The 24065-nt window shown below is 43.9% G+C and carries 16 protein-coding genes and 1 pseudogene; 3 read left to right on the top strand and 14 right to left on the bottom strand.

Annotation, left to right across the window (positions count from 1 at the left end):
- Positions 1-54 precede the first annotated feature (54 nt).
- The gene (locus tag HMPREF9009_RS10985; protein WP_049702125.1) at positions 55-1587 is read left to right on the top strand and encodes a methyltransferase RsmF C-terminal domain-like protein; all 1533 of its coding nucleotides are present in this window, start codon (positions 55-57) and stop codon (positions 1585-1587) included.
- A 15-nt stretch (positions 1588-1602) separates the two neighbouring features.
- On the opposite strand, the gene HMPREF9009_RS10990 is transcribed toward HMPREF9009_RS10985, so the two are convergent.
- The 8 genes from HMPREF9009_RS10990 to HMPREF9009_RS11025 all read right to left on the bottom strand — a co-directional run bounded on the left by HMPREF9009_RS10990 (position 1603) and on the right by HMPREF9009_RS11025 (position 11525).
- The gene (locus tag HMPREF9009_RS10990) at positions 1603-2430 is read right to left on the bottom strand and encodes a hypothetical protein (protein WP_049702126.1); all 828 of its coding nucleotides are present in this window, start codon (positions 2428-2430) and stop codon (positions 1603-1605) included.
- Between the two features lie 264 nt (positions 2431-2694).
- Positions 2695-3879, bottom strand: a complete 1185-nt coding sequence (locus tag HMPREF9009_RS10995) for a TolC family protein (RefSeq protein ID WP_008024761.1) — start codon at positions 3877-3879, stop codon at positions 2695-2697.
- Positions 3880-4036: 157 nt separating this feature from the next.
- Positions 4037-7135, bottom strand: a complete 3099-nt coding sequence (locus HMPREF9009_RS11000; RefSeq protein WP_049702127.1) for an efflux RND transporter permease subunit — start codon at positions 7133-7135, stop codon at positions 4037-4039.
- 143 nt (positions 7136-7278) lie between these two features.
- On the bottom strand, positions 7279-8514 hold the full coding sequence (locus HMPREF9009_RS11005) for an efflux RND transporter periplasmic adaptor subunit (RefSeq protein ID WP_049702128.1): 1236 nt from the start codon (positions 8512-8514) through the stop codon (positions 7279-7281).
- A gap of 85 nt (positions 8515-8599) precedes the next feature.
- Positions 8600-9010, bottom strand: coding sequence for a DUF6769 family protein (locus tag HMPREF9009_RS11010; protein ID WP_008024755.1), 411 nt, complete (start codon positions 9008-9010; stop codon positions 8600-8602).
- A 17-nt stretch (positions 9011-9027) separates the two neighbouring features.
- Complete coding sequence (locus HMPREF9009_RS11015; protein WP_004314140.1) at positions 9028-9228, bottom strand: hypothetical protein; 201 nt, start codon at positions 9226-9228, stop codon at positions 9028-9030.
- The gene (locus tag HMPREF9009_RS11020) at positions 9218-9799 is read right to left on the bottom strand and encodes a zeta toxin family protein (protein ID WP_004314141.1); all 582 of its coding nucleotides are present in this window, start codon (positions 9797-9799) and stop codon (positions 9218-9220) included. Before HMPREF9009_RS11020 ends, HMPREF9009_RS11015 begins: the two co-directional genes overlap by 11 nt.
- A gap of 88 nt (positions 9800-9887) precedes the next feature.
- Positions 9888-11525, bottom strand: coding sequence for an ABC-F family ATP-binding cassette domain-containing protein (locus HMPREF9009_RS11025; RefSeq protein ID WP_008024752.1), 1638 nt, complete (start codon positions 11523-11525; stop codon positions 9888-9890).
- 118 nt (positions 11526-11643) lie between these two features.
- On the opposite strand from HMPREF9009_RS11025, the gene HMPREF9009_RS11030 reads away from it, so the two are divergent.
- On the top strand, positions 11644-12042 hold the full coding sequence (locus tag HMPREF9009_RS11030; RefSeq protein ID WP_004314143.1) for a response regulator: 399 nt from the start codon (positions 11644-11646) through the stop codon (positions 12040-12042).
- 283 nt (positions 12043-12325) lie between these two features.
- On the opposite strand, the gene HMPREF9009_RS11035 is transcribed toward HMPREF9009_RS11030, so the two are convergent.
- Positions 12326-13939, bottom strand: a complete 1614-nt coding sequence (locus HMPREF9009_RS11035) for a SusD/RagB family nutrient-binding outer membrane lipoprotein (RefSeq protein ID WP_049702129.1) — start codon at positions 13937-13939, stop codon at positions 12326-12328.
- An 11-nt stretch (positions 13940-13950) separates the two neighbouring features.
- Positions 13951-16920: pseudogene (locus HMPREF9009_RS11040) on the bottom strand (SusC/RagA family TonB-linked outer membrane protein); the annotation flags it as partial.
- Between the two features lie 342 nt (positions 16921-17262).
- Between HMPREF9009_RS11040 and HMPREF9009_RS11045 the strand changes: the two are divergent.
- Positions 17263-17484 (top strand): carboxypeptidase-like regulatory domain-containing protein, encoded by a 222-nt coding sequence (locus HMPREF9009_RS11045; protein WP_008024747.1) that lies wholly within the window; start codon positions 17263-17265, stop codon positions 17482-17484.
- Positions 17485-18056: 572 nt separating this feature from the next.
- Here the strand turns inward: HMPREF9009_RS11045 and rpiA are convergent.
- The 4 genes from rpiA to HMPREF9009_RS11065 form a co-directional block, all read right to left on the bottom strand.
- Positions 18057-18758 (bottom strand): ribose 5-phosphate isomerase A, encoded by a 702-nt coding sequence (gene rpiA, locus HMPREF9009_RS11050; protein WP_049702130.1) that lies wholly within the window; start codon positions 18756-18758, stop codon positions 18057-18059.
- A 535-nt stretch (positions 18759-19293) separates the two neighbouring features.
- Positions 19294-19944 (bottom strand): PAQR family membrane homeostasis protein TrhA, encoded by a 651-nt coding sequence (gene trhA / locus HMPREF9009_RS11055; protein ID WP_049702131.1) that lies wholly within the window; start codon positions 19942-19944, stop codon positions 19294-19296.
- Between the two features lie 83 nt (positions 19945-20027).
- Positions 20028-21947 (bottom strand): transglutaminase domain-containing protein, encoded by a 1920-nt coding sequence (locus HMPREF9009_RS11060; protein WP_049702132.1) that lies wholly within the window; start codon positions 21945-21947, stop codon positions 20028-20030.
- 18 nt (positions 21948-21965) lie between these two features.
- A complete protein-coding gene (locus tag HMPREF9009_RS11065) occupies positions 21966-24008 on the bottom strand; it encodes a DUF3857 domain-containing protein (protein ID WP_049702133.1) in 2043 nt (680 codons plus the stop codon).
- Positions 24009-24065: the final 57 nt, after the last annotated feature.

Here is a 24065-nt window from a genome sequence, read left to right on the forward strand (position 1 = left end):
AAAGTTGCAAAGAGACGAAATATTTTTGATATTTGCGGAAATTAATAACGAAAAATGGAATTACCCGCTTCTTTCATAGATTATACCCGTGCCCTGTTGGGCGATGAAGAATACGACAAATTAGCTGTTGCTATCCAACAAGAACCACCTGTCAGCATCCGGTTGAATGATGGGAAATTAAAAATTGAAAATGGAAAATGCAGAATTGTACCGCAAGCAGGCTGTATTACTGATTTTCAACTTTCAACTTTTAATTTAGAATTAAATCAAGTCCCTTGGTCTTCCGAAGGCTTTTATTTGGATGAGCGTCTCACTTTCACGTTTGATCCATTGTTTCATGCAGGTTGTTATTATGTTCAGGAGGCTTCTTCTATGTTTGTGGAGCAGGTGCTCCGGCAGTATGTCACCGGACCGGTGAAGATGCTGGATCTTTGTGCAGCTCCCGGTGGAAAGTCTACTCATGCCCGTAGTGTGCTTCCTGAAGGGAGTTTACTGGTGGCTAATGAAGTCATCCGGAACCGTTCGCAGATTCTTGCGGAGAATTTAACGAAGTGGGGACATCCGGATGTGGTAGTAACCAATAATGATCCGGCAGATTTTTCGGCTTTGCCGTCTTTCTTTGACGTGATTCTTACAGATGTTCCCTGCTCCGGTGAAGGTATGTTCCGTAAAGACCCTGTCGCTGTAGAAGAGTGGAGTCCCGAGAATGTAGAAATCTGTTGGCAGCGCCAGCGGCGGATTATTGGTGATATTTGGGATACGTTGAAGCCTGGGGGAATTCTTATATATAGTACGTGTACATTTAATACAAAAGAGGACGAAGAGAATGCACGTTGGATTCAACAAGAGTATGGAGCCGAACCGTTAACTGTGCAGATACAGGAAAACTGGAATATAACAGGAGATCTTTTACCGGATAATTGTGATGGTTCTAAATCTTCTATTCCTGTCTATCATTTTTTCCCTCATAAGACGAAAGGCGAAGGCTTTTTCCTGGCAGCTTTTCGGAAGCCGGAGACAGGAGACGAGATTCCGGTATCTTCTTTTGCCAAGGAGAAGACTTCTAAAAAGAAAGATAAGAAAGGAGGAGCAGCCTCTTCTCCTGTTTCGAAAGAACAGCTGAATATTGCAAAAAGCTGGCTGAATGATGAAAATTCGGACAAGTATATATTGTCGGCAGAAGGAACAAGTATCCGGGCTTTTTCAAAGCATTATGCTGATGAATTAATAGCGATGAAACAATGCCTGAAAATCGTATCGGCAGGAGTGGAGATAGGAGAAGTGAAAGGAAAGGATTTGATACCTGACCATGCATTGGCGATGTGTAGTTCACTTTTATGCCGGGAAGCTTTCGCTACGGAAGAAATAAGTTATAAACAGGCTATCACTTATTTACGAAAAGAGGCCATTACCTTGCCGGTAACAGCCCCTCGTGGATATGTTTTGCTTACGTACCAGCATATTCCTCTCGGATTTGTGAAGAACATCGGTAATCGTGCCAATAATCTCTATCCGCAAGAATGGCGTATTCGTAGCGGATACTTGCCGGAAAATATACGCATATTATCGGAAAGTACAGTTGATTAAAGAAGACCCTGCTGATTAAGGCAGTATTCCGGCAGGTATTTCCTGTTCGGAAAGGGTAAAACTAATTTGTTTGCCTGTGCCTGGTTCACCTCCAGCGATTTCTTCCAGCGTGTAGGAAGGAGGTGGTGCAGGTGATGTTCGCGTTTCTCCGATGGGTGGAGTATTCCAATTCAGATTCAAGCTTTTATCCAAGCGGTGAAATACGTATGCGTTTCCCCACAAGATGAATTTATGATTGGAAATAGGTGTTGCCACATCTTCCGAAAAGGTGAGAGTCAGTATAGCTTTCTCATTATTTCCTTCTTCTTTTTCCAGTTTGTAACTTCCTCGAGTTATTAAGGTTAGTCCGGATGAAAAAGCTGTTTGTTCTCCCTGTTTGAAAAAATAAGCATCCCGCGCGTGATTGTTAATTAGAAAAATGTCGGAAATGCCGGGCAGAAGATTTGCGTCTCCGTTGGGTAAGTTAGACAAGTAGCTGCGGAGCAACTTTATATCCTCGTAATTGTCGACAACCTTGATTGGCAGGGTGCAGGTTTCTTGTGTGGCGTTGTCCGTTACTGTCAGATAAGTTTGCCCGGTGAGAATACCGGTAACATAAATCATACGTCCGGCAGGTACTCCGGTCCAGCCGGTTTCGGTTCCTGCGCTTGCGATGCGTGTGTCTTTAACTTCAAGTGAGTAATCACCATTTCCGCTTTCCAGTCCAAGGTAACGTCTGCCACCCATGGGCACTTCATATTCACTGTTGTAAAAACGAAGTGGATTTTCTTCATCCTCTTTACATCCACTGAATAGTGTAAGGATGCAACATAACATGAATAGATAGAATTGTTTAGGTCTCATAATCTGTATTTTATGTTCGTTGCAAATGTAACATATTATTTTGAAATATTTAGTTGGAACTTGAAGAAAATGAGAGGGAGAGGGGAGATATATTTAGGCACGGATTACACGGATTACGCTGTTGCTTTATGGTAATCATATTGCTGAAAAACGTGAAATCCGTGTAATCCGTGCCTGAAATTATTATATAAACATACTTACATCACTTAAAATAGAAATTAATATGTTCGGCGTAATCCATGTCTAAAGGATTTTATGTACTATTTACAGCTTACTCTTGTAAATCCGTGCCATTGCTTTCTGGTACTGATTTTCCAGTTGCAGATAATTTTGATGGCTTTGATAGATGACAGAAACTTCAACGAAATATTCAATCATACTAATTTGTCCACCTGTCAAAGCTTGTTTCAGCAGTGACAGATCTTGTTGCGACTGGAAAGTCTTGCTGTATTCTTCCATCGAAGCGTGCAGTGTTTTCGCTTCCCGGTAAAGCTGTGCCAATTCGGACTCTACTTGCAGGGTAGCATTATCCTTTTGCAAGTCAATGTTAAGAGCCTGTGCTTTAGCGATTTTTACCTTATTCCGGTTTTCGAAAAGTGGGAAAGAGAAACCTACCACTACACCGTTGAAAGGTACGCCTGTTTCTGTGTTCCGGCGGTAGCCGAGTTCCAGTTTGGGTAGCCATTGTGATTTATTGACAGCAATCTGTTTACGGGCAACAAGACTTTCGTTGCCGAGTGCCATAAGAGTACGGTCCGTTGCCATGACTTCCGACTTCAATATTTGATAATCGCTTGGGAAAGGTATAGCCGGATATTGGTTTTCCTCGAAAACTACCGGAATATTACCATTCAGCGTATTCAACTCCTGCTGTTTGTTGCGGAGTGCTGTTTCGTTCAGAGACGCTTCTGTTCTGACATTCAACAGTTCCAGATTGATTTTGTTGGTTTCGAGAGCATTTGCATCTCCTGTTTGAAGACGCTTGGCATACATCTTTGCAAGTTCTTCCGCATTGCGGAGGCGTTCTTCCAGAATATGCTTTTGCTGACGAAGCATGATAATATCCAAGCAAAGTTCTTTCGCCTGTAACAGCTTCTCTTGACGGAAAACATCCGATTGACTGTCAAAAGCTCCGGCTTTCAGACGATTCAACTTGTTGCGTGTAGCATATAAGCTGGGAAAATCAAAGCTTTGTGAAACGACCAGTTCGCCGATTGTTTCGCTTTTATCTTTCGCTCCCCATAGATGTGCGTAAGAAAGAGTAGGATCAGGCAGGTTATTATCCGTTTTAGCTTCCAGCTTCTGCGAAGTAATCAGTTGCTCGTTTGCCTGCAACTCCTTATTGTTCGTTTCGATATTCTTCAATACCTGTTCAATTCCGTTTTGGGCTTGCACTTCGCCTATGGTTAAGAAAAGAAGTGCAGCGCTTATGGTCATGATTTGTTTCATTTCTAATTTCTTTATTTATTACAAGCTATTGTTGATAGATACTTTATGATAAGGCATCTATTTGTTTGGCACCGAGGAACGATCCGTTTCTCACCGAGAAACACTTGGTTCCTCACCGGGGAACGATGGTTTCCTCACCGAGGAAAAACATCACCTGCTACAGGCTTTCCTGAGCCTTTTTCCGATGCATCATCAGATAAACAATCGGAACGATAAAACCGTTCAAAAAAGTAGACGTTAATAACCCTCCTAAAATCACTTTTGCCATCGGACTTTGAATCTCGTTACCCGGCAAGTCGCCGCCGAGTGCCAATGGAATCAGTGCCAGTGCAGAAGACAATGCCGTCATCAAAATCGGATTCAGACGGTCGAGAGAACCTCGGATCACACTATCATACACATTCAAACCTTCTTCCTTTTGCAGATGATTGTAGTGGCTGATGAGCAACATACCGTTACGCGTTGCAATACCGAACAAGGAAATGAAACCGATGATAGCCGGAATACTGACTTCTCCTGTTGTAATCACCAAAGCAAATACACCACCGATCAGTGCCAGCGGAAGATTCAGCAAGATGACGCCCGACTCTTTCACGCTGCGGAACTCATTATACAATAATAAGAAGATTACTACGATGCTGATAAATGAAGTCAGCGCCAGTGTCCGGCTGGCAGCCTGTTCACTTTCAAACTGTCCGCCATACTCGATGTGATAGCCTTCGGGCAGTTGCACCGATGTGTCGATGCGTTTCTGAATATCATTTACAACACTACGCAAATCGCGGTCGGCCACATTGGCAGAAATCACAATTTTACGTTTTACATTCTCGCGGTTGATCGTATTTGGTCCCATGGCCGATACCACTTCTGCTACATAGCTCAAAGGAACTTTGCGACCGTCATTCGTGTCTACCATCAAGTTGCGGATTTTTTCTATTTCATCCCGGGCATCATCCTTCACTTTCACGATCAGATCGAAACTCTTGCCTTGCTCATAAACCTGCGAGATCACTTTTCCAGCCAAAGCTACGTTCACATATTCCGAGAACTCCGGCAGAGTAATACCGAACTTAGCCAACATTTCCCGTTTAGGCTGTATTTTCAGTTGCGGACGTTCAATCTGTTGTTCCACGTTCAGGTCGGCAACACCGGGAATATCACTGATAGCTCCTTTAATTTGATTACCGAGTGAGAACATTTTATTCAGATCGTCTCCGAATAGCTTGATAGCGATATTCGCTTTCGTACCCGATAACATAGCATCGATACGGTGGCTGATTGGTTGTCCGATTTCTATATTTGCCCCGGTGATAGTACCCAACTTTTCACGTACATCAGCTACCAGTTCACTGCGCGAACGATCTTTCAGTTCAAACGGAGCTTCTATTTCAGAAACGTTTACCCCTAACGCGTGCTCGTCCAGTTCGGCGCGTCCCGTTTTCCGGGCTACGGTTTGTATTTCGGGAATCGTCATCAATAACTCTTCTGCCCGATGTCCCATTTTATTGCTTTCTTCCAGTGAAATACCCGGTAGAGAACTAATATTGATGGTGAACGATCCTTCATTAAAGGAAGGAAGGAAACTGCGTCCGAGTGTAAAGAACACTCCGAGCGCAACCACAAAGAGTGCGATTGTACTTCCAAGTGTCACTCGTTTGTGTGCCAGCACCCAAGTCAGTGCCTTTTCATAAATCCCTTTCATCCAACGGGCAAGGGGAGCTTCTTTCAGTTCCTTGTTTGTCTTATTGCTTCCTAATAGATAAGAACAGAGCACCGGAGTCAGCGTCAGAGCAACTACTGTCGACGCGAACAATGCCACGATAAAGGCAACGCCCAGCGGAACCAACATTCTGCCTTCCATTCCGCTAAGGAAGAACAACGGTACAAAGCTGACAACGATAATCAGCGTAGAATTAAGTATAGGCATCCGCACCTCTTTCGAAGCATTGAATACCACCTCGAGTGTACTTAACCTTTCCGCTTTTGCTTTCTGACGGTTCTCCCGCAGTCGTTTATACACGTTTTCCACATCGACGATGGCGTCGTCTACCAATGAGCCGATGGCTATCGCCATACCTCCTAAACTCATGGTGTTGATTGTCAGTCCCATGTAATGCAGCGTCAGAATCGAAACAAGCAGAGAAAGAGGCAGTGTTACCAATGAAATCAATGTAGTGCGCACATTTGCCAGGAACAGGAAAAGTACGATTACTACAAAAATACCTCCTTCAAAGAGTGATTTCTTCACATTGCCGATGGAACTCTCGATAAAGCGGCTTTGACGGAATATGTCCGTTGAAACTTTTACGTCCGGTGGCAGGTTCTTTTGAAGGTCTTTCAAAGATGTTTCCAGTTTATCCGTCAGTTCCAGCGTACTGGTAGCCGGCTGTTTGGTAACAGTCATCAGTACGGCAGATTTTCCACGCTCTGAAGCAGTTCCCAGTTTCGGGGCTTTCGGTCCGATGGTTACGTCCGCAATATCTTCCAGCGTGACAGGGAAGTTGTTCACTGTCTTTACTACCGCTTTGCCAAGTTGCTCTGTTTTAGAAGTTGAAAGTACACCGCGTACAATATATTCATTTCCAAATTCGTAGAGCACACCTCCATTTGCGTTCAGGTTCATATCCTGTGTCACAGCCATCACTTCTCCCATCGAAATGCCGTAATGACGCATCCGTTCGGGATCCAGCTGAATCTGATATTCTTTGATATCTCCTCCGAGTACGGCAACCTGTGCCACTCCTCCGGTAGACAATAGACGGGGACGGATAGTCCAGTCCGCAATCGTACGAAGATCGAGCATCGAAGTGGAGTCGGCAGTCAGACCGACGATGAGCATTTCGCCCAAGATGGAAGATTGTGGGCCGAGTGTCGGTTTACCAACGTTGACCGGCAGTGATTCACTCACCACCGCTAACTTCTCGCTAACAATCTGGCGAGCGAGATAAATATCGGTTCCCCAATCAAATTCTACCCAGACAACGGAAAATCCGTTGGTAGAAGAAGAGCGGACACGACGCACACCCGTAGCTCCGTTTACGGCAGTTTCAACAGGAAAAGTGACGAGCTGTTCAACCTCTTCCGCAGCCATACCGTTGGCCTCTGTCATGATGACTACCGTAGGTGCGTTCAGGTCGGGGAATACGTCTACTTCCGTATGCATGGCGGTATACGTTCCCGCAATTAGCAGGAGGATGGCCGCGCAGACTACAACCAACCGGTTGTGTAGGGAGTAATGTATAATTTTATTAAGCATTTCTTTAAGAATTAAGAATTAAGAATTAAGAATGAAGAATTAGAAATGAAGAATTAAGAATGACTATGCAGCACGTGCAATAAACATATACCAATTATTGCGCAGCCAAATTCTTCATTCTTCATTTCTAATTCTTCATTTAATCAATGTTCGTGACTATGTGCCGGGATGGCATTGCTTGCGCTTGCCAGTCGAACCTGATAAGCACCTTCGGTCACTACACGGTCGCCAGCCTTCACTCCGGTCAGGATCTGAACACTTTTACCGTTGTCGGCTCCTATCGTTACTTCCTGTTTTTTATAACCCTCTTCGTCCAGTTGCAGGTAGATAAAGAAGATTCCTTGTTCCTCTGTCAGTGCCGTGCGTGGAAGAGACAGTACGTTTTCCATCGCTGAAGAAAGCAAGAATACCTCCACGAATGATCCGGGGATCACTTCCCCTTTATTGTCGAACTCAAAAGTGACAGGCACATAAAAAGAGTTGTCTCCGGCAGCTTTTCCAAAAGAGAGAAGTTTGCCGTTCAATGCTTTCAGCTCGTAAACCTGATTATTATAAGGAGTCTGGAAATTGGCGGAACTGATTGTACGGAGGTATGGATAATACTTTTCCGACACTTCGGCACGGAGGAAAAGACGACGATTCTGCGTCACGCTCACCAGCGGTTGTCCGATGGTCACGTAGTCGCCTTCTTTCACAAGAATGCTTTTCACATATCCTGCAATAGGAGCTGTAATACTTTGGCCGATAGCCGAATGATTCTTGGAAAGGGCTTCGTAACTAAGGCGGGCATTTTCATAACTTTGTTCTGCCTGTGCAAAATCCTTGTCAGATACAATCTTGTTTTTAACAAGCTCTTTCATACGTTCGTACTCCTTCTTAGATACCTCGTAGGCAATGCGGGCACGTTGTACCGGATCACCGTCGGCGATATTTTTTGAAGAAATCGTGACTAGCGGCGTGCCGCTGCCGACGCTCATTCCTTCCGTTACTTTTCCACGGAAAGATACAACGCCGGCCACTGTAGCTACGGCAACCGATTCATCACCTTGGGCAGCCAGCACCTGTCCGCTGGTTTTAATCACTTGCTGGAAAGGTGCAGGTTCGATAACGCTCACCTTGACACCGGCTGCTTCAGCTTTTGCCTTCGGAAGGATGATTTCATCACTGTGCGCTTCGGCAGACTCGTTATGTCCATCGGCCGCTTCATGGTTGTGTTCTCCGCTACATTCGCCTTCATGAGAATGATTGGAACCCTCTGCCTCGTGATTATGTCCTTCCGTGGCATGATCGTGTTCATTGTGTGTGTGTGTGACGGTACTATTATTACAGGAACCCAGCACGAATAAGCCTAGGATTCCTACGAAAATAAGTTTTTTCATAATGATATTTTCCTACTAAATTTTACTGTTTTTTTACGCTACAAAGATAAGGTAACGCAAATGCAACTGATTTGCATTTACGCTTTTACGCAAAAACAGAGTAGGGAGGGGCACGAAGAGGAGTGGCACGGTGTATATCCGTGCCATGCAGAGAGTCTCGGTAGACGTAATAGTTCTTAATCCGTCTCTCTTGTGGCCGTAATAGATGTTCGATGATTACATCCGTGAACAGGGTAGCGATGAATACATAATCCGGTCCGCTATCCGTATGTACGGATGGAGTGGGAGAGTAGAAACGAGTCATACATTCGCTGCTGCAACATGAATCGTTTCCCGGGTGATGATGATGCGTGGGACATTGTTGTTCTACAGGCAAGTCCTGCTTCATGCAAATCATTCCGTTGGGGTGATGGTGATGGGGAATAACGGCTGCCACCAACATTATGATGTTGATTAAAAACAGCAGAGTTACTATTATTCGTTTCTTCCCTTTCATCCTTTCTTTTAGAGAATTTATTTTTTTATTGATTCCTTTTCTTTTTCTTGCAAACGTTCCAGCAATTCTGTTGCTGATACATAAATTACTTTTCCATCTGGTGTTCCCTGACTAAGGAGTTTACCATTGCGAGCATTTTTTTCCAGCAATCGCTTTTCTGCCAGCTGAAGACCGCGTCGTAATTTATCGCTCAATTCTTGCATTTCATTATTTGACATAATTCTTGATGCATTTAAAAAGTTCAAGTTCATATATTCGATCCTCGCCATGTTGGTAACCTTCGGCTACAATTACTCGAGGAGAAATACTGTTATCGGCTAACAGCCAATAGTCTACACGCGGCATATAAATCTGAAACAGATTGTTAATGCCTGCCTGATATCGGCGGTAGATAACGTCCATCGGTACATTATGTCCCCCTTCATTGACCCGTTGTAACACACGGTTGACGGCAAGTTCCGGAGAATTCAGCCAGAAATAAATCAAGCTGACTTTATATCCGGCATTTTGTGCTCTTTGAATGAGCCGGGTGTATGAACGGGTTGCCAATGTTGTTTCAATAGAGAAACTTACTTTAGCAGCTAATAGTTCATTAATACGTTTCAACATCAGACGGCCGGCTTCTATAGCCATACTTTCCGGATTGAACGGTGATAAACCTTTGGCGATTTCATCCGCATTAACGAACTCTTTGCATAATAAAATTTCAGGCAGTACAGTGTAGGAAGCTGTTGTTTTACCAGCTCCGTTACATCCGCTTATAATGTATAACTGCCTTGTTTCATCCATTTTTTTCTAACTGCCTGTTATAAATGATGTTGCAAATATACAAATACTTTTATTCCGCCTGCAGCCGATACCCTCTTTTTATTATTTATTATTTCTTTTCCAGTTCTTGCAACGAATCCATTTTTTTCTTTTCGAGGAACTCGTAGATGCCGCAAAGATGTTCCGTCACCTTTTGATTACCGAACTCATATACCTTGGTCACCAGTCCGTCGAGGAAGTCACGGTCGTGTGAAACAACAATCAGCGTGCCGTCAAAATCCAGCAATGCCTGTTTCAGGATATCTTTCGTTTTCATGTCCAGATGATTCGTCGGCTCATCCAGGATCAGGAGGTTGACAGGTTCCAACAGCAATTTAATCATGGCAAGGCGGGTACGCTCCCCACCCGAAAGTACTTTCACCTTCTTCATTGATTCCTCGGGACCACCAAACATGAAGGCACCCAGTAAATCACGAATCTTGTTCCGGATATCCCCCTTGGCTACATCATCAATCGTTTGGAAAACTGTCAGGTTTTCATCCATCAACGAAGCCTGATTTTGAGCGAAATATCCGATTTGTACATTATGTCCTAGAGTCAGTGTACCGTCATGTTCGATTTCCTTCATGATACATTTCACGAGTGTAGATTTACCTTCACCGTTTTTACCGACAAAAGCTACTTTATCACCACGCTCAATCGTCAGATTGGCGTTGCGGAACACCACTTTCTCTCCGTATGCCTTTCCAACACCCTCCATGATAACCGGATAACTGCCCGAACGGGGTGAAGGCGGGAATTTCAGTCGCAATGCAGAAGTATCCTCCTCATCGACTTCGAGCAATTCCAGCTTTTCCAGCATTTTGACGCGGCTCTGTACCTGCAACGTCTTTGAATATGTTCCTTTGAATCGTTCGATGAACTCCTTCGTTTCAGCAATAAACTTCTGCTGCTCGTCGTATGCCTTCTGCTGCTGTTCGCGGCGATCCTTACGCAGTTGCAGATATTGGGAATAGTTCACCTTATAATCATAAATACGTCCCATCGTCACTTCGATGGTGCGTGTTGTAATATTATCCACGAATTTGCGGTCGTGGCTGATTACGATAACTGCTTTCCCGTTATTAATAAGGAAATCTTCCAACCATTGAATAGATTCAATATCCAGATGATTCGTCGGCTCATCGAGCAAGAGTACGTCCGGTTTCTGCAACAGCAACTTAGCGAGCTCGATGCGCATCCGCCATCCACCGCTGAAATCACTCGTCTGGCGTTGAAAATCGCTCCGGGTGAACCCTAATCCGAGCAATGCCTTTTCCACATCCTCTTCATAATTAGTTGCGTCAATCGAATAAAACTTCTCGCTCAAGGCAGACACTTCTTCAATCAGCGCCATGTAACTGTCGCTCTCGTAGTCCGTCCGTGTCTCGAGCTCTTTGTTCAGTTTTTCAATCTGCGCTTCCATTTCATGCAGATGTGAAAAAGCCTGTGCCGTTTCGTCAAACACTGTTCTTCCGTCTTCCGTCATCAGATGTTGAGGCAGATAGGCTACTACGCAATCTTTGGGCGCGGAAACTTTTCCACGTGTCGGTTGTCGTGTGCCTGCCAAAATTTTCAGCAGCGTACTTTTTCCCGCCCCATTTTTACCCATCAGTGCGATGCGGTCTTTTTCATTAATTACGAAAGAAATATCACTAAATAAAGTAGTGCCGCCAAACTCTACGGCTAGTCCGTCAACAGAAATCATACTATTCTTTTAAATTGAGGCGCAAAGATAGCGAAATATATGAATCTTTTTTATAACTTGCGGGCTGAAAAGGGAGATTAATCCCCAAAAACAGATAAAAAAACAATATATAAGCGATATGGAAAGCGAACAAATGAATGAATTCAGACCCTTAATTTTAGTAGCTGAAGACGATGACAGCAACTTTAAATTAATCAAGGCTATCATAGGCAAAAAGTGTGATATCGAGTGGGCTAAAAATGGGCAGGAAATGGTGGAGTTGTTTCAACAGCATCAGGAAAGAACCAAAGCAATGCTGATGGATATCAAGATGCCGGTGATGAACGGGTTGGAGGCAACGAAGATAATTCGTGAGTCTAATACCGAAATTCCTATTATCATGCAGACAGCTTATGCTTTCAGCTCGGATAAGGAAAACGCAATGAACGCAGGAGCAACTGAAGTGTTGGTGAAACCTATTACTTTGAGTATTCTCCGCACTACTTTAAGCAAATATCTACCCGATTTGCAGTGGTGAAATTGATTGGTACGGGAATTTTTTAAATTTATTTAAAAGGTGCTTAAACGGTAAATACGGAATAAAGTAGAAAAAGAGTATGATCGGGTAGAAAAATGGTATATAAAAGATGCCGTTGAATATTCCTTTTTCTCTATTATTATTTGAGCATTCATCTGATGAAATTGGATAAAATAAAATAGGCGAACCTCACGGTTGGCCTATTTTTGTTCGCCTCTGTTAATTTGTTAGAGTACAGAAACGACTCTATGTAAAGTCTCTCCTTTGAGAGATTTTAAGTTCATTATTTGTTTCCGCCGGCCCACCAGACAGCTTCGCTATATACATACTGGCCATCACCGAAAGCAGCTTTCACTTCAGGATTTGCCAATACGTCGTCTGCTCCATAACCGAAGCGCAATGGGAACTTATTGTTGTTCAGCGGGTTCTTCAGTACAATGAAGTTTTCTCCTGCACCTTTCAAACGACGGTAGTCGTTATAGGCTTCCAGTGATTCGCCGGATGCACCGAAGAAGGCGAGATACTTCTGTATCATTGTCTCTTGCAGAGGGTTGGCATCGAATAACGGTTCTACTTCATCCGTGAAATAGGTTTCTGCTACATCTGCCCCCAAATCGCTGTCACCATCATATACCCAAGTGTCGGCGGCATCTATAATTGAGTTTTCCAGATTCTCGAATCCGGCAGTGATTGCAGCTTTTAAAGCATTCTTAGCTTCACTCAGTCTGCCTCCCAAACGGCATAATGCTTCTGCTTCGAGGAATTTCACTTCGTGATAACTGATTAAAAGAGTAGGAGCCGACATTGCCCATGATATCATTGACATACCATAATTGTTCTGCAACTCTTGCGGAGTTCCGTTAGGAGCCGCTTTGATACCTGCGATGTCTGTAGCTTGCGTACCTCCGTATCCATAAGCAATATAGCCGGTGGGATCGGGCTCCAGAAATGCTTGCGGTGCTCTGGGGTCATTGCGCTCAACAAACTTTTCAATCAGACTGGCACTGGCTGCCAAACTGTTACGGCTATAGCTGAATGACCAAAGCGGATTCAACTGCGAATCAGCGTCATAAACAGCCAGTTTACATTCTTCACTTGCATTAGCAAATGATTTGCTCACATAAGTAAGAATGTTCTGAAGATCAGTTGTCTTATTGGCACTTTTATTGAGCAGACGCATTGTATAGCGTGCTTTTAACGCATAAGCTGTCTTGAGCCACATACTTGCTTGAGTACTGGTGTTTGAACCGTAGATCAAGTCTTTAGAACCGACTGCGCCGGACAGACCTGCATCTTTGGCAGTACCGTTATCCAGCAGAGTGATGGCATCATCCAGATTCTGCATCACTTCCTGATAAATGCTTTCCTGCGTATCTATTTTGGGCTGCATATACATTGGTGTGCCGTCCGGATTGAGGATACCAGTCTGGCTGTACGGTGTATTTCCAAATACATCGGCAGCCACTGCTCCGTTGTAAGCGAGCAGGATTTTAGCAATTGCTTCCGTCACTACGTTTCCTTTTTCCGAAGGATCTTCTTCACACTTCTTGATAACGATTTTAGCGTTCTTGATATTTGAATACACGTTGATCCATGCGTTGTTGTAGGTAGTAGCCGTTGTAGGCTCTCCGCTACGTACTTCCGCCCGGTAAAGCTGGTTGGATATACCCGTTTCGTGTTCAATGTAAACAGAAGAATAGAGCGAGAAATCCCCTCCCACAGTGCTGAATGCAGTGCTTACCCCTAAGTCTGTAATCAAAAATTTTGCAGGCGCATCCAGAGGATTGTTAGGGTTTTCATTGATTTTATCCATTGCGTCTTCCGTACAAGCAGAAGCAATGGCAGCAGTCAAGAAAGAAACTGCCAGCAATTTTCCTATTGATTTATATTTTTTCATTGTCTTGCAGATTAAAATTTAATGTTGAAACCAAAGCCGAAACTAGCTGTCTGCGGCATTGAATAATCTTCAAATGCTCCTGCCATGTTGTTGTTACCCTGACTGGCTTCCGGATCGAGGTCAGGCAATTGAGCCCAGATCAGGATATTTCTGGCAAATGCGTTTACAGAAAGTTCTATCGAACGTTTTTGAAGAATTTTGTAGTTGACAGCCACTTCACGCAGTTTGATGAAAGAATTGTCATATACAGAAGATTCGTCAATATCGTTCAGGCGGCTGTAAAATACCTGTTGTGCGTTTGCACCTGTGATAGCGATATCATTTTTAGTTCCATCGGTTTTGTATCCGTCGAAGATGATGGTACCTTCGCGGTTTTCCGTTCTCTTGCTGACACCGTAGTAGTCTGCCAGTCCGGTTGTTCTGCTGTACATCTGGCCACCCTGTTTCCAGTCGAGTACTGCGCTGATTGTACACTTCCATAAGCGTAATGTGGTGTTGAAACCCATCAGGAAGTCCGGAGAAACCTTACCGATTACCTGTGCTTCACCAGCGATAGGAAGACCGTTTTCGTCTACCAGACGATTACCGTTTTCATCTCTCTTGAAACCTACACCATAGATAACAGGGAATTTCTCACCTGCCGAAGCACGTACCTGCGGAGTAACATAACCACCCAGAGAGATATTTTCTACACCCGGTGCCAGTTCATCTACGTAGTTATCGATCTTCGTCCAGTTGAATGCAAAATCCCAGTTGATATTTTTCGTCCGGATGGGGTTGAAGCCGAGAGTGAATTCGTGCGTGTTGGTATGAATCTTACCACCGTTGGTGAGCAGTTTGCTGGCACCGGTAGAAGAAGCCAAAGGCACTTCAAAAATCTGGTCTTTTACATTCTGGCGTGAGTACGTATAACTGAATGTGATTAAGTTATCGAGGAAGTTCACGTCAGTACCCACTTCATACGAACGTGTGTTCTGCGGTTTCAGTTTCGGGTCGAAAATCGTGTAGTACGGAGTATAGGCAGTAGTACCTTTCATCGGATACATGATCGGAGTCAGTGTGTAAAAACCACCTCCATAGGTCGGAGTTGAGTAGTAGTTTTCGAGGAAATCCCCTGCTTGTCCTACTTCCGCATAAGATACTCTCAATTTAGCGTGATTAACAACATTGTTTTTCAATGCATCCAGTTCCGTCAGGATGAAGCCTGCCGAAATAGAAGGATAGAAGAACGAACGGTTGTTGCGTGGCATATTAGATACGTAGTCCTGACGTCCGGTGAGGGTCAGATAAAGCATATTTTTGTAAGAAGCCGATACGTTACCGAAGAATCCCACTGTGCGGTTTTTCCACGTCTCTTCCTCTGTCTGTTGAGTAGTGGCGTTGTTGATGTGGTTCCATCCCGGGAAGTTGTAGTTCGTACCATATTCATAATACTTCTTTCTGTTACTTTGGATAATTTCGTTACCCAATACAGCATTCAGTCCCCAGTCCTCGTTGATGCGCCAGTCATAGTTGATGGTCAGCAAAGAGTTGTATGTAGCGTTCGTCCAGCCGTAGTTTTCGATTTGTCCGCGACCGCCACCCGTGTTACTACCGTATCCGTAGCTGTCTACATAGTGAGTGGTGTAAGCATCCACGCCGACCATGTATTTTGCGTTCAACTTGTGGTTGGTTGTACCAAAATCAGTCTGATAGCTTGCGTATACATTTCCGAAGAAACGGTTGGTATCTTCTGTGAATTTGTTGTTTTCCATCGCCCAATAAGCGTTGTCAAAGCTACCACGGAAAGAATTCTGTGTGTACGGGTTACCGTCTACGTGACTTGGAATACCGGCAAGATCATAGCTGGGAGGAGCTGCGTAAACCGTTCTCAACAGACCGTTACCGGAAGTCACTGCCTTGTCGATAGAAGTAGTGATATAGTTAGCTGTAAATCCGGAACTCCAGTTGTTGGTCAGTTTCGTGTCAGCACTAACCTTTACATTATATCTGTCCATACCAGTGCTTGAGATAATACCGTCCTGATGTGTATTTCCCAATGAGATAGAGTAGGAGCTCTTGTCGAGCATCTGCGCTACATTCAATGAATTGCTCCAGGTGATTCCTGTGTCGAAGAAGTCTTTTGCATTGTCATACGCCTGTGGAGTAGCCCACGGGTCAAGACCGGCTGCTGCACGTTGGGGAACATAATATTTTCCCTGTTGCTTACCGAACTTCTGCGTGTATTCGTTATCCGTGTTACCTCCATACGTTGCGTCGTTTGGAAGTTCGGAAATCTTAGGTCCCCAAGACGTTCCCGAAGTAGTGCTGAATACTCCACCCGAACCTTGTGCGTATGTTTTCTGGAACTCCGGCAGACGACCGACTACATCGAAGCTGACATTAGAAGAGAAGCTAACCTGCGGTTTGCCTTTTTCCAGCCCTTTACCACTTTTGGTTGTGATGATAATCACACCATTGGAAGCACGGATGCCATAAAGTGCAGAAGCAGCCTGTCCTTTCAAAATGTTGATACTTTCAATATCATTAGGGTCGATATCTACCGCACGGTTGGCGAAGTCGGCTCCGCTCACACTACCATTGTTCTGTATGTCTGTACTAACGTCCGGCGTACTGGTTACCGGCATTCCGTCGATAACGTAAAGCGGAGTGTTGTCACCCGAGAAGGAACGTGCACCACGGATGGTGATCTGTGAAGAAGCTCCTGGCATACCACTTGAAGGCTTAACGTCCAAACCGGATACTTTACCTTGCAGCGCTCCTGCCAGATTGGAGTTGGCAGCTTGCGTCAGCTGATCTGATTTTACGTCCTGAACGGCGTAACCCAGTGCTTTCTTTTCACGCGAGATACCCATGGCTGTCACCACAACCTCATCCAGTGCCTTTGCGTCACTTTTTAATACGACTTTAATTACTCCCGGTTTGATGGAAACGTCCTGCGAAATCATTCCTACATAAGAAATGCGCAAAGTTTTAGCAGAACTTGGTACATGGTCGTTTCAGTTTTCATCATTGTTAATAGTTCTTTAGTCTTTTGAGAGATGCAAAATGATAAAAAGATACCATTTGGGAGGAAATAATGCTCTTTTTATCTTGAAAATATCTTTTTGGACAATATCTTTATGATAGAAATTCTATTTTAAAATATATTAAATTGAATATTCATAGTTATAGTTTGTTGCTTTTTGCTGGATAACTGCTTGCAAAATAATACTTTTTAGTTAAATACGTAACACTTTTTCCGGTTTGTCATAATTAGTATTATCTTTGCAACCTGTTAGAGACAAAAAATCTGTTTATAGGTTAAATTTAAGAGAGAATTTATGAAAAGAAAATTGATGTTCTTAATGACCTTCCTTTTTATAGGTATAGGTCTGATGACAGCGCAGACATCCAGAGTTACCGGTTTGGTTACTTCTGAAGAAGATGGACAACCTGTCGTAGGTGCTTCAATATTGGTGAATGGCACTACCCTTGGTACTATCACTGATATTGATGGTAAGTTTACAATCGCAAATGTACCAAGTTCTGCTAAGACTTATTGATCTTTTTTCTTCCTGTTTTTTCGTGTTTTCTTCTTCTATCTTATTGCTTTTCAGTTGTTTTGTTTCTATTTTCGCAAATTGTCCGGTTCTTCCGGTTTCTTTTATTGAAATTTCCTTTATCTGCTCTTGTTTATTTAGTAGTCTTTTTTTCTCATTGATTTTGAGATGGGGGGTAATATTCTACCCGAATTTTTAATGAATTTCCCAGTGTTTTCACTATTATTTCAATTATCTTCGGCTTTGAATAAAAATATGTTTGATGACGTTTTAATATCTGTGTTTTAAGGGTTATAAATTAAATGCTATAGTCTGACAGTGATTGGAGTTATGACTTATAGTAAAGAAGAATGCAAGATACTGTAATAATAACTTGTACGACACCCGGGTCTCATACATACCGACACCCGGGTGTTGAGCATACTGACACCCGGGTGTCAAGCTGCATGACACCCGGGTGTCGTACAACTCAATTCTGCTAAATGAAATAGATACAGAGCTATACTATATTTATTTGTACTAGAACAAATTTAATTCATATCTCTACAAAATGCGATTTTCCAGTTTACATTGTTTTACTCTGCCATGATAACTTCGACATCATAACCTATGAAAAGGCCGCTCTCTATGACACCGGTAATGGTTTTGAGTTGTTCTTCGAGCGAAGAATCAATATAGTTAAAACGAGTGTCGAGGATGAAATTCCCATTTTCTGTAAAGACAGGCCCGTCTTTGCCGTGGGCTGGACGCAGGACGATTTCTGATGCACCCAGTCGTTGCAGCTCATGCTCTACATAAGTTAGTGAGTCCGGAAAGACCTCTACCGGAATGGGAAATTTATTTCCCAACTGATTGACGCGCTTGCTGGGGTCGATGATGATGAATGTTTTGCGGCTGCTTCTAATGAGCAGTTTTTCTTTGAACATAGCTCCGCCACGTCCTTTAATCAAGTTTTGCTGTGGGTCTACTTCGTCCGCTCCGTCAAATGTCCAGTCGGGTCGCTTGTTCCAAAGGGTAGTTTGTGGGATGCCTAGCTGTATGCAAGTCATCGAGATTTCTTGAGAGGCGGGAATCACTTCAATATGCAAGTGCTCTTCACGAATCCGTCGCGCCAGTTCGAACAGAGTTAGATAGACTGTAGAGCCGGAGCCGGCTCCTATCACATCTCCGTCTTTTGCCGTGGCGGCAATTTCACGGGCTACGTGTTCTTTGGCTTCCCGGTTGATAATGGAGTCCGACCATTGCAGGTGCTTTATAAGATGATTTTCCCAGTCCATAAATTTATGCTTTATAATTGTTTTAAATTACTCTTTTATATATAACGAATTGGCGAATCTGTTTGTTTGTTTCAACTTTAGAGAGAGGCTTTAGAGATAATTCGGATCAGGCAACAATCATTGTTGGTATATGCTATAAGTGGACGTAAGCCCTCCGATTGACGTAGAAAAGATAGTGACGGTATATGCTTGGGATAGTGACGGTATCATTGTCATATAGCGTCGCTATTTGTATCGGATAGCGTCACTATCTTTTAGCAGGGAACTCGCCAACAACAATTTTTACTTGGTCCGATCATTCAATCATTTAAATAGTTAATAAACGATTCGTTAATTTTTAACTTTATTGCGTTAAACGTTAACAAACCTCTGCTTTTTATTAAACCGTGTTATAAGTTAGGCTGCTTTGCCCTGAAAATTTGGAGATAACCGAAAAGTCCGTATCTTTGTACTGTGTTTTTCATAGTATTAGATTTAAGGTTAACAAAGATTGGCTGTCTGGGATAGATAGCCTTTTTTTTGTCCCTACTATTCCTTATAGAATCAGCCAGATGGCAATGATATGCCCGATGCTGCCTCCCAGACAAAACAAGTGGAAAGTGGCATGCATATATGGTTTGCGCAACGAATAAAAAACAGCTCCCACGATATACGAAACTCCTCCGCCAATCAGCCACCAGAAAGCGGTAGTGGCTCCCAGTTCTCCCAGATGATCTAACAAAGGTTTCATGGCTACCAATATACAGGCGCCCATCCCTACGTAACAAGCCGTTTCGAGATTGCTATGTTCTTTCAGTTTTTTGAAGCTAAGAATGAAACCGGCGATAGCCGACAGCCAGACGAAAGCGAAAATTCCCCATCCCCATCCGCCGGCATGCCGCAGAACGAGCAGGGTAAAAGGAGTATAGGTTCCGGCAATGTGCAAATAGATAGCTCCATGATCGAATTTACGGAGCAGCTCTTTCAGCTTTCCCGGACGACTGCCGTGATACCACGTAGAGCTGACATAAGAAGAAAGCATCCCCGCCAAGTAGACAGATACACAAGCAACTGCCCACTGCGGTTCTATATTTTCGGAAGCCTTTTCCAATAATAAATATCCGGCCACGATTCCAAGCAGAATACCTATTCCATGGCTAAGGGTATTTGCCCATTCTTCTATATTATTGTATCGTTTGTTCTTCAATGTTCCTTTTTTTGAATTGTTAAGTCATAAAAAATATTGAGTTGCAAAGATACTTTATTTTCCGTAAAGCGTTCCCCCCCCCCTTATTCTTTTTTTAGAATGATTTTTCCACTGTATTGCCCGGCTACTTGCTTGCGGAAATCAAGAAATGCCGCATATTCATCCGGACTGTAAACCCCTTTAGACATGAACAATCGGTGAACGATGCATATTTTCTTATCTTTCACCTGAATGTCGGAATGAAAACTGCCAAACTTGCTTTTCACGTCAAGTGGTTTCGGAAGTCCTTCAATCACATAGCCTTCCGGCAGTTGGATGCGGATACTGTCTGTATCTGTGTAGCCGTAGTCGATATGAATAGGATAAGTGCGCTTCGTCAGAGGAGGAACACTAAATTCTTTTCGGAACACATTGGCGGGGATAAACAAGCGGTTTCCCGTCTTATGACCGTATTGATTGCTGGTGGCAGTGTAGCGGAAAGTGATGGATGGATTTGCCTCCTTACATTCGCTGATTTGCAGATTCCGGATATCGGCTTGAGACAAGTGGATGCCCGAGCGGATGCGGTCTTTCTGTTTGTTAGGTTCCAGATAGACGATGCCTGCTTCATTTTCGTATTGGAAGATCCGGGAGACTTCGTTCACTTCTATCCGTGCTTTTGCTGTGGGGGAGAGAGTGATGTCGGCAGCGATGTGCTGCGTGTTCAGCGAGTCGGGATAAGTGGGCAGGCGGCACATTTTGCCACCGTCCGGTTCAATTAGTAAAGCATCGTGTCCGGCAATATCCTGGTGAACATAACCGAATGGAAGCGACGGATTGGTGCATTCCAGCCAAAGCGTGTCTTGTGGAAGCGGAACTTGCAGAATGACGTGATTCATTTGGTTGGCACTGGAGAAATCCGGTAACAAACGTTCGTTGGTGGTACTGATAATTGTATAAGTAGAAGCAATCCCCAATTCTTTCAGCATGGCACGGGTGTAATTGGATAATCCCTTACAGTCGCCGAATCCCGTGCGGCAGACATCGGCAGCAGCAATAGGCTGTAAACCTCCGATACCCAGTTGGATGCTGACGTAGCGGGTGGTTTTTGCCAGATAATCATAAATGGCGTTCACCTTGTCCCGGTCGGTGGCACAGTTGGCTGTCAGTTCGTGCAGCTTGGCGCGGAAAGGTTCGGTGAGCAGGTCGCGCCCGTCGAGCAATCGGTATTGCCACTCTCCGTACTTTTGCCAACTGCTCATATCGCCCTCCGACTTGTCATACTTGAAGGCGGAAGGCGCAAAATAGACACGTGGAAGCAGTTCTGCAAAATCCGGCCCGAAAGGTTCTTTGACGATGGGAGAGAGTTTGTAGGCGGTGGCTCCAATCACTTGCTGCCCGTCGGCTCCGGTAGATTCTTTTACTTGGATTTTTTTTCCTTGCGTGTTCAGCTCACGGTATCTGCATCCTTGTCCTGCAGGCAGCTCAATACGGTAAGTTGCTTTCTCCACCCCTTGGTTGGGGTATGCCTGCGGTATAAAGGTGGAATAGCCGATCAATCCGTTATTGCACTTCACTTCCCATTCGTATTTCACAGTGAAAGGGAATGTGGGATAATTACATTCATAATAATAGAAATAATCGTCCGTGCTAAGCGAAGAACTATATTCACTTTTCTGAAGTTCGCCTTTCTTTATCTTGCGTACACTTTGTCCGCCGGCATTGATGATCTCTCCGGAAAATCTCTGCAAAGAACGGAACATGTCACACCCGCAGAAGAAATGTGCTGCATCCAGTCCCTTATGGTTGAGAACAGTGATTGTCAGGCTCTCTTTTTCTATGGATTGAGTCATGGATTTGCAGAGAACCTCTGTGCGTGCTTCCACGATAATGGAATTGGCATCCTTGAGAATATCCTGTGCACGCACTGTCTGTGTGTGCAGACTTAGGCAAATAAGGACACCGGACAGGCTGAATGCCCGACGTATTATTTGCTTTAGGATGGAGTGATTGGAACGAATCATTCTATTAACAGGTAGAGTTTATATTTTCTTGAGTACGATTAGTGCATTATTTTTTTCGATCACTTTGGTCCAGAGTTCCTGTAGCTGTTTGTATTGTTCGGAAAGGAATATGTATCCTTTCAGGTGGAATACATAATTGAGCAGGATTGTATTTCCCTGTTTCTGGATCATATATTTACATTGTAATCCGTCTCCTTCTGACCGGATGGTTTGTGATTGAGGCAGCTCCTCCACTTCGTAGCCATCGGGGAGAGTCAGCGTAGACAGCATCGTGAACTTGTACGGATAGGGGAATTCGATGGGAAGTACCCGTTCCGTCTGGATAAACGGATTATTTTTCAATTGCGGAAAGAGCATCGGATTAATATAAAGGTGATCGTTCGTCCGGTCGGCTTGCAAGACGAAGTCGAACTCTTCTTCTATCAGTGCGTAGTCATTTTCTTGTTTTTTCACTTTCAGGTTGGTGAAAGTGAGTTTCTCTTTCTGGCTGACATTGTTTTTAGGATTCGAAACGAGACTGTCTTGCTTATGCTTCTCATTCGTCTGATATTCGATGGCTTCCTGCCCGTAAAGAACCGTGCTGCGATGTCCTTTCACTTGGTTTCCCTCTATTCGGGCATCAATCTTCATAAAACTTTTATTGTCGGAAAGAGCCATCACGTTCACCCATTTCTTATCTTCTTTCTCTTTGAGGGAAAGTATGCGTGCTTTGTTTACAGCTAAGTCGAGTGGCAATATATTGAGGGCGGGTACAGCCATGGAGCTGTCTAAAAATACATATTTCTGTTTGGTTATGTCGTAGACGGCGACAATGAATGTATTCAGTTTCTGAAGGGAAGGAAAGTTGTAGGGCAGTATGCCTGATGAACGCCGGCTCATAGCCACCGGATAGGCTTCCAGTCCGAAGTCTTTCAGGATGCTGATAAGGATAAAATTGAGGTCGGCATTACTGCCGCTTCCTTTCTTGATAACCTTTTCGAGTTCTTTACTGTAGAGCTGATACCGTCCGTTCCAGGCCATTTTCTTTTTGAGTACCTGGAAGGCGCAGATGATTTTCTCCTCGAAATTCATTTCGCTGTTGTAGGCTTGTTTGGTTTCGGGACGGAAAGGGTTGGTGAGCGAGAGATATTTGCCGAACTGTGTATTTTCCGGTTTTAGCAGTTGGTGATCTACATCTTCCCATTTCTGGCTGTATGGCTTGTATTCATTGGGTGTGAATTGGGTTCCTTGCAGGTCGAAACTGACTTGTACTTTATAGTCTTCCGGGCACCAGCAATAGGATTCGTCCTGTCGGATAGCCGGAAGGTTGCGTGAGATAAAGGTGGTTTCCTGTGCCGAAACGGTGAAGTCTTTGCTGACTCCCCCTGCACCGGACCCGTCACGTTCCGTGGCATGAATGGAGGAGTCTCTTTGCTTCACTTGTATGTAATCCTTTCCCCGGAGTTCGATGTTGTAGACGAATACATGAGGGATTGTGATTTTGTATTGGTTGTAGAGCATAGGAAGTTCCTCCTGCATCATCCAGTTGTCGATATGTGAAAAATAGTCGGAGTAGAGTTTGTAGTGATATTCGATGACAGTCCCCTCTTTGACGGCAGGCAGAGAGAATTTTAGCATTTTATACAGGTTGTTGATTCGCTCGAAAGAAATGGATTCCCGCTTCATGGGTGTTTTGATACATTTTCCATTTTCCATGTTGTAGGAGCAGCCTTCTATGTCACTGGCTCTTTCCTGTCCTTCATCTTTATCGGTAGGAGAGTAGTAAGGAACGGAAACATCGGCGTATGACACTCCCTGCGGTTTTAGAATTTTGATGCGTACCCAATGCTCGGTAGTCAGCTGGAAACCGTCGTGGTAGATGAAGTCACTTTGTCCCTGATGGAATAGATAAATGGCCGTGGCGGTAGTGTCCGGGGCATAAGAGGTGAGAGACAGTTCTTCTTTGGAAGGTTTTCCATATTTCAGATTGGGCTCTATGGTGGCTGTTGTGGCTTGTTGTGGGTAGGCAGGCAACAGCAGGTATTGCAATAGAAATGCGCAGAGAATGAATAGTTTTCTCATAATTGTGTTTTTTGTAGTATGTTCACAAAGATAAAAAAAATAGAGAAAGGTATATCG

The sequence above is a fragment of the Bacteroides sp. 3_1_13 genome (assembly GCF_001185845.1).
Taxonomy (GTDB): domain Bacteria; phylum Bacteroidota; class Bacteroidia; order Bacteroidales; family Bacteroidaceae; genus Bacteroides; species Bacteroides xylanisolvens.